Below are 9,985 nucleotides of genomic sequence, written 5' to 3'. Positions count from 1 at the left end.
TGAATGATAGGGAAGTGTTTTGGAGCGGGTCGGTGGGGATGGTCCACCTGGCCTGGAAGCATCTCGAAAATATCCCCGATTTCGGATGGGAAGCAGCTGCCGCGTCCTTGAAAGGGGGCCCCAGGAGGGGAGACGGGGAGGGGGAGTGGGTCGGGACGTCCCGACCCGCTCCCCCTCCCCGGGCCCGCGCTGATTTCGGGCACACTCAAGGCAAGGGCGGCCGTCTTGAAAGCACATGAGCCCGGGACCGCCTCAGCCGGCCGCGTCCGGCCACTGGCCGGCCTTGTCAAGGCCGGCGATCTGCTCATCATATTGGATCGCTCGCCCGGCGGGGCGCGGCGGCGGACGCTCGGGCCGGTGCCACCGCTTCAGGTGGCGCAGGATCCTTTCAATCACGGGGCCGTCGCCGATCAGGCTGATGACCTTAAGGGCGCCGGAGCAGCGGGGGCAGACCCGCGGGTCCGCTTCGTACACTTTCTTGATCAACCGGGCCCACGAGCGCCTGCGGCCGCGCGCGAACTCGGTGCCGCTGTCGGAATTGTCCTGGCGCAGCGGCTGTACTCCGGCTGCGGGAGCGCGAGCCGAAACCCGGAATGAGGCTGCGATCGCTTCCTCCGGACGAGGCGCTGTTCCTCGAAGCCATCGGTACAGCTGTAGCGGCCTCAACGACGGGTCGGGGAGTTTCTGCTCTATCTCAGTTGATTGCCGAGCCGGCCGAGGGAACACTGGAAAAACTTCCCACCTTGGCCGACTCTTTGCGACTGGTCAGGAGGCGCAAGTCTGTCCCGATGGTGGAGCGCAACGGTAATCCGCTGGATCTGATCCTCGGCTTCGATATCGGCTCGACGGGTTCCAAACTTGTCGCTTTGGATGTCTCCAGTTCGCAGACTGCCTGGGAAGGCTACCGGAAGACGAGCGGCGATCCCTGAGGCAGCGCTGGCAGAAGCGCACTTTGCGAATTGGTTGGCGTGTCCTTGGCCGAGTCGGCGGCCCCCGACAAGATCCACAACGTAGTACGGATCACGGACGGGTCAAGTTCCAGGAGATGCGGGAGCAATGGTGACAGCCACGAGTGGTACTAAATTAACACGGTTGTCAGCTCGCCGGACAGATAACAACTCCTGGCTGTCAGGCAGCTCGTGGAAGGCAGGAAATATGCGGAAGCAATCGCGGCGTAGGAACAGTTACTGCAACAGACGCCCAGATTGCTGCGGGGTGCCGTGCAGTTTGAAATTGCCACCTTGCAAGCGGCATTGAGAAACACCGATCGCTCGCCGGCAATGACGGAGCAGGCAGTTCAATCCGGCTTTGATGACTGTTCGGCAATTCAGGGTTTAAGTAAATCGTCGCGATGAAGCCGGAACTCGGCGGCGGCTCGTCCATACGCGCGAACGAAATCCCGTCCTGAGGTGGGGGCGATCAGCGCTTCGCGAGCAGACCTGCAAGCGCCTTGTAATCCAAGCCTTCCCGCAGCCTCTCGTACACGTCGTGGCGCCAGCCGGAACGAGGATAGCCGGCCGCCTCGAAGTTGGTGAAATCGACGACAATCAGCTGGAATGCGGTGCGTGGCAGCGTCGTGTCAAAAAAATGGGGATTTGCGGTGACGATCCGCACCGCATCAGGAAAGCCTGCTTCCACCACGGCGGAGCACCCCGCCTTCGGCAGCGGATGGCGCCCAGCCAGCGCGACATAGGCGTCGGCCTTAAGATCGGCCGGTGAGAGCCGAGCAAGCTCTCCTTCGAGATACTTGACGCAATCCTCGGCGTCCTGACGCTCTTTCTGCCTGCGCGCTTGCATGGCTGGGGGCTGCGTCTTGTTCCGCTCTGCGAGCTGGCGCAGCGTTTTCTCGGTCAGTTCCTCGGATTTTGCGAAGTTCGCCCGCATCTGTTCGGCCAGCTGCGGGTCCTGCCGCTTAGTGTCTTCGTACATCTTGTCGGCATCGCGCTGTCGATTCGGGCGCTCGCGCAGCCAGGCGGCGAGCCGAGCAGCCGGATCGTAAGCTGCGGCATCACGGGAGACGCTGTCGATCGCATCGACGTGCGCGCGCGCCACCGTAAGTTCCTGCCGCAGCACCCGCTCCCGCGGCACGGTCATCCAAAGCGGCTGCGACGAATTGCTCACCGCGATCATGCCGTTGCTGTATTGCGGAAAGCCCGCCACCCGCCTGATCTCTCGCGGCTCGTAGTACATCGCGCCTTGTTCGTCTGCCTTCCACTTATCCGCGAGGATCACCGACAGGTGATTGGCGAGCACGAAGAATCCGTGCATCGCGATGTCGAGTCTGCGTACGCGGTTGTATCCCGGCATGAAGGTGTACCAGTACAGCAGGCCGCTGGCCCTGTAGATGAAAGGTTCACGAGGGCCGGGCAGAATGCCGTTGGCCGTCAGCTCTGTTTTGAGGTCGAATCCTTTCGGCGGGTTAAGCGCCGGGTTTCGCAGCGCGACGCCCCAGAGCCGCTCAAAATTGGCCCTGACCGCCTCCCGGTCGGCGGGCGGGATGCTCCCCACAAATCCTGGGGGGCTGGTCGGTGCGATGACGCGTCCGACGACCTCCGAGCCGGCATTCGGATCGTTTGCCTGGGAGCGCACGTGCGTGGCTCCGCCCGACAATCCCGTTACCGTTAGCAGGATCCAGAACCGTGTAAACGACCGCAATCGAAGCATAGGCCACCTCCGGGGAAATCAGGGGACGCTCACCTAGTCTGCCGCTTTCAGAATTTCTATTTTGTCGAAGGATCTCGGCATGCTTGCACCAAGCACAATGCCAAATCTTCGCCATTTTCCATCCGCCCTGTCAATGTCCTATCTCAGTTCTTCGTCCGGCTCAGTTTGCACTGATATCCGGCTCAGAGACTCTGCTATGATTCAGGCACCCAATTCATGATTTAACACACATCGAGCAAATGAGTGAGATCCATGCAGCGAACATCAAGAATCAAGCATATTTCGTTCTGGTCGCCCTATTTCATGCCCCTTGCCGCTTTGTTGAGTTGTGCCTGGATTGCGCGCGGGCAAGCCATCAAGGCAACCGTTGTTTCTGCGCCCATTGAGGGAACATCGGTATCACGATGGCCGCGAGAACTTGGCTACAAGCAAACTGAACTCTATCCTCTGGCACTAACGAACTTGGGTTGCCCGCTTATTGAAGTGGATGTGGATGGCACGAAGATCCGCCTCATGCTCGACACCGGAACTTCTAGAGGTTTTCTGCTCACGAACCACGCGCCTGAAACACGATACCGCATCGAGGGACGACACGCGGAACTCAACGCCGACGGCAGTCACCGAGGAGAAGCCGCAGGCATTCGCGTGGAAACGATGACGGTTCCAGGCAAGGTCTTCAAAAGCGTTGGCGGAAGCCTTTCGGAATGGACCATGTTTTCGTCGGAACCTTTCGACGGCACCGTCGGGCTTGATTTTTTCCTCGATCGCCGCCTGACTCTGGACTATAGATCCCGAACAGTGGGGACAACGACTGCGCCCCTTCCTGAAAAGTTCGATCCTAAGCGCTATATAATCGTCGATCTGATCGACCCGCCCGGATCCCAGGGGCACATTCTGTATGGGCGAGCGCGGGTAAACGGGCGCGAAGCAATCGTCTATTTTGACACAGGCTACAACGTCTCCTTTATCGACCCGGAGTTCAGCGAAGGACTTGCGTCTGTGGAACGCCCGGGGAAGTTCAAGATCTTCCGCATTGTACAGGCTCAGCAATACGGCCCTAACGACGTGAAGCTGTAGTGCGGTCCGAAAAGGACTGTGCGCCCTGTTCCACAAGAACCGAGAAATAGCCTTAATCCCCGTGAGGTGACCTTCCACGCCTTATTTCCAGATGTCGTGATCAATCTGCGTATTAAGGTGAAGGATCTGAGGTACAACGGTGTCCTTGAATTCTAATCGAGATTACGGAAAGCGGATTCCGGACGTATAGTGGCGTTCTCGCACATTGACCTCGGTACAGGCGACGCGGCCGCCCCAGGGGGCGCCGTCCTCAGGAATCCTGAATGCTGAGCACAGCGCGTAAGAAAACTGTTCCGGCATCGTCTTTATTGCGAGGACGTCTCCATTGGAGTCCTAAGATCCATCGGCAGGCATCTGACGGTTGCCTTTCTCGCAACTTTTTCCTTGTCGCTCCGCCCGTCGATTGAACGTTTGTGTAAAGGAAGTGTGAAATGTCGTCGGCAATATTCAAGCAACACTTGTTACGATGCTTTTGCTCATTCCTATTCACCGGTACGTTTGCCCCATCTGTTCTCGCGCAGACATTCCATTTAGGATTGAAGGCCGGTGTCCCAACGACTGAGTACTTTCTGACCGGTTTTCAGTTGTTCCCCCAGAGCGGAGGCATTCAGTATTCGGCCGCAACTCGTCGCTATACCCTCGGCCTCTCAGCAGAGTGGCGCATTACACATGGTCTCGGCATCGAAGTTGATGCGCTATACAAACGTACCGGTTACGTCCACGACGAGACCTTCTTCTCCTCATCGAGTGGTGTGTTCGGTACGACATTTTTCGATGTCAAGGGGAATTCCTATGATATTCCGGTTTTGATGAAATATCGATTCTTCCGGTCCCGACGGCCGTATGCGACCGGGGGATTCGTCTTCCGCCACATAGGGCCTGTTCGGGCTCGCGGCGTGAGCACGCAGAGTGAACCTTTCCCGACGAGACACACGGTTACCACCCAGATCGATACGAGTGAACCCTACGATTTGCGAGATCGTAATTTTCCCGGATTGACGCTGGGCGGCGGCTATGAATTCGGGAGCGGTTGGCTGCGCCTTTTGCCTGAACTGCGCTATACCCACTGGCTGGGCAACATCGAGAGCGCGGGGGATGCTCTGCGCTTAAATCCGCATCAGTTAGAGTTCCTGCTGGGATTCGTATTCTTTCGGCGCTAGGATCGCTATCCCGTACGGTATCCTATTGCAGGAGAATGCGTCAGGGAGGATTCGCGTGTCAACTGAGGTAAAGTGGCGTTATCGTATTTAACCGACTGGCGATGGAAGGCCCCCAGGTCATTGAACGAGTTATCGGTGTTTCGTCCGGAATGCCGAATCAGTTCAGGTGTATGATCGTTATCGGAGTTTGGCTGGTAGGCCTCGTCGATGCAAAAAATGGAACGCGTGCGTCGGCAAGGTTGCTCGATCTCTTGACCTCATTTAGCAGCGACACAAATGCGAGGTGACGCCATGAGCTATCGTCGTTGTTCTGTGCTCTTTGTTGTCGGCGGGATAATAGCCCTCGGCGGTAGACCCATCGACAGCATAACTCTTCAGCCGTGTACTCCGATGGCTTCGATGCAGGGCATTTCAGCGCAAGACCAAGATTCAATGAGCTTCGATAATGCTCCCATGTACCTATTCGTGAGTCAAATGATGCGACGGCTCGACATTGCGGCTATTTTAGTGGACAGCAACGTCCAGCTGCAAGGATCCGTTACCATTCACAAGGATGCCCCGGTTTCCAAGCAGGAACTGATGAGTTTTTTTGTTGATGCATTGCGCGACCGCGATGCTGTACTGGTCAAATCGGGAGGCATAATGCAGATTGTCCCCATATCGCGGGCTTCAGGCGAGGGGTTCGAGACTGCAACCAGTCCGGCGGACATTGTGCCGCGCGTCCCGGGCGGTAACGTGAGGATGAGATTTGATAATGCATCGATTTCTGATTTCATCTCTGGGATCGCTGATCTGCTCCATATCACCCCTATTGTGATCAGCCCAGCGATCCGTGGAAATGTTACCCTCCTCAATGAAGCTGCGATAACGAGGGACCTTGCGTATTCAATCCTGAGCACTGTTCTCAAAAACAACGACGCCCGCATCATCGAATCTGCCGCTAACTACCAAGTCGTACCAGCTTCCAGAGATGTGCCGCAAGGCTGGAAAGTTTTCGATCGCCAGCCTGCGCTCGACCGAAGCGCTGGAGGTCAGCGCCGCTACGTGAAACAGGAAGAACTGGAATCTCACATCTTAAGCCGAGTTGAACCCGCTCTTGTGTCCGCGGACGGACACAGGCTCTCCGGAAAGGTGCAGTTGGAAATTGCCTTGAACGAACGGGGAGAGTTGAATATTTTGCGTGCCGTCGCTCCTGCTTCGTTGCCCCTCGCCGAGGCCGCGATGGAAGCTGTAAGGCAATGGCGTTTCAAACCGTTTGTGGATGCGAACGGATTTCCTCAACGAGTCTATGGTTTGATCACGATCGTATTTAATGCGCCGAAGCCGAACCTGGCGCACACATCTCGCAGTTGAATTGCCTGCGCGGCAAGCCGCTTTAGGAGAAAAAGCGGCAATTTAATGATAGGCAATTGCTTTTAATGATAGGCAATTGCTTTTAAGAGGCGGAATGAGGGTTGCGTGAGGGATGGCGTGAGCGAATGGGCAGGCGGCTCGGGAATTGTCCCCGATTTCCGGCGGGAAGCGGCTGCGGCGTCCGGGAATGGGCGCGCACGAGGTGAAGACGGGGATAAGGCGCCGTTTTCGGGCCCGCTCCTGCCGAGGCAACGGCGGCCGTTTAGAGACGGAGAGCAGCCCCGACCGTCTCATCCGGCCGCATCGAGCCACGGGCGGGCCTGGTCGAAGCCGGCGGCCTCCTCATGGTATTGGACGGATGGTCCCGGAGCGGGCGGCGGCGGGCGCTCGGGCCGGTCCCAGAGCTTCAAGTGCCGCAGGATCTTCTCGATCACCGCGGCGGCGCCGGATCGCGCTTATTTCTTCCCGGTGCTGCCCAACGCGGAATCAATCCACTCGCGCAGGAGGTTTTCGCCCCCGGAACCGAATCCGGCTTTGTAGTGGCGGATCACCCCGGCCTGATCGATCAGGAAATTGGCCGGGATGCCGGACACGCTGTAGGCGTCGCCGACTTGCTTCCGCTGGTCCCGGGCCACGAGCATTGTGACCGATGCGGGCTTCTTCTTGATGTAGAGTGGGACCAGGTAATCCTCGTCGTCGAGGCTGATCTGGATCACGACCACGCCTTTGCTCCGGTACTCGTCCTGAATTTTCTGAAGGTGCGGATACTCCGCACCGCAGGGCCCTCACCACGTCGCCCAGAAGTTCAGCAGTATGACTTTGCCCTGGTAGTCGGAGAGACTCACCTTCTGTCCGGCGACTGAGGCGAGCTCGAACGGAGGCGCGGCTTTGCCCTCGAGGGCACTGGCCGGATCCGATCGCACGGCTGTATCGCGGCTTGTCGCCTTGCGCTTCTCGACGGCCTCATTGATCAAAGCCGCGAGGGGCCGGGCGTTTTCCCGGTCGCCATAGATGCCCTCCAGCGCCTTCATAGCCTCCTGCTTTTTGGGGCCGTCGAACGAGCAGGCGATTGCAAGCGCCTTGATGGCATCGTCTGTGCGGTTCAGTTTCGCATAGGTCAGGCCAAGGTCGAGGGCAGAGGCCTCTCTCTCCGACAACTGCACGGATTCCGCCAGCGGACCCGCGGCTTCCCGGGTCAGATCCTGTGCCAGAAGAAGACGCCCCTGGGTGTAGAGCAGGTTGGCGAGGTACGCTTTCTGGCCGGTGACGGAGGATTCCATGCCCTTCGTCGATTCGAGCTTCTTCAGGTTGTTGCGGGCTTCTTCAATGGCCTTGAGCGTATAGTCCCTGGCCAGGTCGAGCTTGATCTTGTGGTCCACGTAGTACGACGCCAGCTGCTGCTGCAGCGAGACGACGCGCGCGCCCCCTTTTTCCATGACGGCCATCAGCCTCTCGGCATTTTCCAGATCGCCGGTCTTGAGATATGCACCGGCCTCGCGGGCATAGAGGACATGAAGTTTGAGGTTCTGGTCGCCGATTTCCTTCTCCATCTGCTGGTAAGCGGCTAGCTGTGCCTTCGGGTCGGTCAAAGGCGCCGCCTGCATGATCCGGTCCAGGTCGGGCCCGGAAAAGGTGAGCTGCTCCCCCGAGGGCGCGACCATCATGAGCCGGGTCCCGCCGCCGGAGCTCCCGAAATATTTGGGATCGATGGCAACGATCGCCTTCCTCACCCTGTCCGCCTCTTCGCTTTCGAAAAAGATCCCGTAGCCGTTCATCGCGGCTTCGAGGGCTTTGGGATTTTTCGGATACCGGGACTGAAGGTTCCTGATGTCCTGCCTGATATCTGCCTGGGTCTTTTCCGAACCCGAGGTCAGGCGCATCTTCGTGCGCCAGAGGGTTGGATACGCCTCGAAGAAGGTGGGGTCGAGCTTGAGGGCGCGCTGAACTTCGGCCAGGGCGGATGGGTATTTCCCCACCGAATTCAGCTTGGTCGACAGGGTCATATGCAGCCGGACGTTGTTGGCGGCCTTTACGCGAGCCCTCTCGTAGAAATCGCCCGCTTTTGCTTTGTCCTGATTATTCAGGGCCGCGGCGCCGAGTTCGAGCAGGGCCCAGCTGAACCCCGGGCTCAGTTGCAGCGACTTCTGATATTCCGCTTCCGCATCCTTGGGTCTGCCTGCTTTGGAGTAAGCCTTCCCCGCGAGGTAATGGAAGACGCCGCTCTGCGGATGCTGCTTCAGATACCCTTCGTATTCCGCGGCCAGATCTGCCGGCTTGCCCTGCTGATTGGCGATGTAATCGTTGTGGGCCTCGATATATTCCGGCGCCAGCCGGATCGCAGCCCTCAATTCAGCCACGGCTTTGTCCCGCTGCCCCTGCTTCAGCAGGTCCTGCGCCAGCGAGTAATGCTGCCTGGCCTCTGCCTGCGTGGCCCTGGTCTGCGCAGCCAGGGCCCCCGCCAAAAGGATCAGCGCAGCCAATGCCGCCAGGAGAGCCCCACCGCACTTCGCCCTTTCCGTCATACAAATCTCCACCATGAAGTGAACGCCTGCGGTCCCATTTGCACCATATCATACCCGATGCCGTGCCGGCCGGTCCGGGAAAATGACGGGCTCCGGCGGGGAACGTACTGAGAACCGGGGACGCTCACCTGTTTTGCGGGCTCAGCCCCTCGAAATAGGTTAACTAGTATAACATCCCCGATTTCTTTGGCGGTCCAGTCACACCATGATGCTTAAAGCGAGGGCGCGACAACCTGGCCCAGTTCTTGAGGTGCAGTTCTTGGTCTCGGTGAACAGTCGCAGAATCAACCTCATCTGATGTAGAATGGCAACCATCAAATAACAGGATCGTGAGTGTAAACAATGGGATTGTCTGTCTGCCTGGCATGGATGCTGCTGTGCTGCCTTCAGATGCCCCCGCTGATACCGCAGGTGGAAACACCGGGCGACCGCCCTGCTCCATCACCATTGGTGAGGGACGCCGATTCTGAGCAGCAGGATCCTCCACAGAGCACCTACACCATTAAGAGCAGGACGGCGATGGTCATCGTGAACGCGGTTGTACGCACCGAAAAGGGAATTTTTGCTGGCGACCTGCTCGCCAGTGATTTCGCCGTCTATGACAATGACGCTGCCGAAACCATTTCTCTGTTCTCGCGTGAGCAGCTCCCCCTTGCCATGGCTTTGGTCGTCGACCGAAGTCAAAGCGTCCAACCCTATCGGGTGCAGTTACGGAACATAGCGGAGATTTCACTCAAGCGCTTAAAACCTGAAGACCGCGTCGCGCTCTTTGCCTTCGATATGAACGTGACCCAATTGACCACGCTGATCGGGGACCACCAAACTGTCGCCAAAAAGGTCGCCGGGATTACAGTCGGGGATAGCACCAACATATACGATGCCCTTGTCAGTGCCGCAGACTATCTGCGCATGAATGCGCCGGACCGGCGGCGCGCAATTGTTCTTATCTCAGACAACTGCCAGACTTTCGGCAGTGTGTTCAGTGATCGTGGTGCTCTGCAGAAACTGCTGGAAGCCGGAATAGCGCTTTACAGCATCAGAACCAAGGGAGACAACCCAATAGACGCCGTGCTAGCCTGGATTTCCACGGACAACCGTTCGCCTAAGAACTAGCCGGTTTTGGGGATCCTTGGAAGGTGGTCAATCTGAGCATTCGATTGTCCCACCAGGGGACTGGCACGGGCTGATCCATGATACCGGATGCGAGGA

Annotated in this window: 10 protein-coding genes; 6 read left to right on the top strand and 4 right to left on the bottom strand. The window is 58.3% G+C overall.

All coding sequences use genetic code 11. From position 1 onward, the window contains the following. Positions 1 to 239, top strand: a 239-nt coding sequence (locus tag LAP85_28710; GenBank protein ID MBZ5500395.1) for a hypothetical protein, incomplete at its 5' end; no start/stop codon positions are given. A gap of 13 nt (positions 240 to 252) precedes the next feature. On the opposite strand, the gene LAP85_28705 is transcribed toward LAP85_28710, so the two are convergent. Further along, positions 253 to 486: a hypothetical protein gene (locus LAP85_28705; protein MBZ5500394.1), complete on the bottom strand. Its 234-nt coding sequence runs from the start codon at positions 484 to 486 to the stop codon at positions 253 to 255. Positions 487 to 593: 107 nt separating this feature from the next. On the opposite strand from LAP85_28705, the gene LAP85_28700 reads away from it, so the two are divergent. Then, on the top strand, positions 594 to 929 hold the full coding sequence (locus LAP85_28700) for a hypothetical protein (protein ID MBZ5500393.1): 336 nt from the start codon (positions 594 to 596) through the stop codon (positions 927 to 929). 490 nt (positions 930 to 1,419) lie between these two features. Here the strand turns inward: LAP85_28700 and LAP85_28695 are convergent, their stop codons facing one another. Beyond that, complete coding sequence (locus LAP85_28695; protein MBZ5500392.1) at positions 1,420 to 2,589, bottom strand: hypothetical protein; 1,170 nt, start codon at positions 2,587 to 2,589, stop codon at positions 1,420 to 1,422. 327 nt (positions 2,590 to 2,916) lie between these two features. On the opposite strand from LAP85_28695, the gene LAP85_28690 reads away from it, so the two are divergent. The 3 genes from LAP85_28690 to LAP85_28680 all read left to right on the top strand — a co-directional run bounded on the left by LAP85_28690 (position 2,917) and on the right by LAP85_28680 (position 6,254). Then, complete coding sequence (locus LAP85_28690) at positions 2,917 to 3,741, top strand: retropepsin-like domain-containing protein (GenBank protein MBZ5500391.1); 825 nt, start codon at positions 2,917 to 2,919, stop codon at positions 3,739 to 3,741. 431 nt (positions 3,742 to 4,172) lie between these two features. Next, on the top strand, positions 4,173 to 4,901 hold the full coding sequence (locus tag LAP85_28685; GenBank protein MBZ5500390.1) for a PorT family protein: 729 nt from the start codon (positions 4,173 to 4,175) through the stop codon (positions 4,899 to 4,901). A 291-nt stretch (positions 4,902 to 5,192) separates the two neighbouring features. Beyond that, positions 5,193 to 6,254, top strand: coding sequence for an energy transducer TonB (locus LAP85_28680; GenBank protein ID MBZ5500389.1), 1,062 nt, complete (start codon positions 5,193 to 5,195; stop codon positions 6,252 to 6,254). 455 nt (positions 6,255 to 6,709) lie between these two features. Here LAP85_28680 and LAP85_28675 read toward each other — a convergent pair whose 3' ends face one another. Together LAP85_28675 and LAP85_28670 are read right to left on the bottom strand one after the other, a co-directional pair. After that, positions 6,710 to 7,003, bottom strand: coding sequence for a TlpA family protein disulfide reductase (locus LAP85_28675; protein ID MBZ5500388.1), 294 nt, complete (start codon positions 7,001 to 7,003; stop codon positions 6,710 to 6,712). A 36-nt stretch (positions 7,004 to 7,039) separates the two neighbouring features. Beyond that, complete coding sequence (locus tag LAP85_28670; GenBank protein ID MBZ5500387.1) at positions 7,040 to 8,776, bottom strand: tetratricopeptide repeat protein; 1,737 nt, start codon at positions 8,774 to 8,776, stop codon at positions 7,040 to 7,042. Between the two features lie 519 nt (positions 8,777 to 9,295). Here LAP85_28670 and LAP85_28665 point away from each other — a divergent pair. Continuing rightward, positions 9,296 to 9,889 carry a VWA domain-containing protein gene (locus LAP85_28665; protein MBZ5500386.1) on the top strand — a complete coding sequence of 198 codons (594 nt, stop codon included), beginning with the start codon at positions 9,296 to 9,298 and terminating at the stop codon, positions 9,887 to 9,889. Positions 9,890 to 9,985: the final 96 nt, after the last annotated feature.

It is taken from the genome of Terriglobia bacterium, assembly GCA_020072565.1.
In the GTDB taxonomy this organism is placed as follows: domain Bacteria; phylum Acidobacteriota; class UBA6911; order UBA6911; family UBA6911; genus JAFNAG01.
Note: the sequence above shows the minus strand (reverse complement) of the source record. Positions and strands in the feature narration are given on the sequence as shown.

What these genes read in the sequence shown, in the direction of transcription:
- LAP85_28700 (MBZ5500393.1), top strand. Translation starts at nt 594, where the DNA reads ATGAGGCTGCGATCGCTTCCTCCGGACGAGGCGCTGTTCCTCGAAGCC.
- LAP85_28690 (MBZ5500391.1), top strand. Translation starts at nt 2,917, where the DNA reads ATGCAGCGAACATCAAGAATCAAGCATATTTCGTTCTGGTCGCCCTAT.
- LAP85_28685 (MBZ5500390.1), top strand. Translation starts at nt 4,173, where the DNA reads ATGTCGTCGGCAATATTCAAGCAACACTTGTTACGATGCTTTTGCTCA.
- LAP85_28680 (MBZ5500389.1), top strand. Translation starts at nt 5,193, where the DNA reads ATGAGCTATCGTCGTTGTTCTGTGCTCTTTGTTGTCGGCGGGATAATA.
- LAP85_28670 (MBZ5500387.1), bottom strand. Translation starts at nt 8,776, where the DNA reads ATGACGGAAAGGGCGAAGTGCGGTGGGGCTCTCCTGGCGGCATTGGCT.
- LAP85_28665 (MBZ5500386.1), top strand. Translation starts at nt 9,296, where the DNA reads ATGGTCATCGTGAACGCGGTTGTACGCACCGAAAAGGGAATTTTTGCT.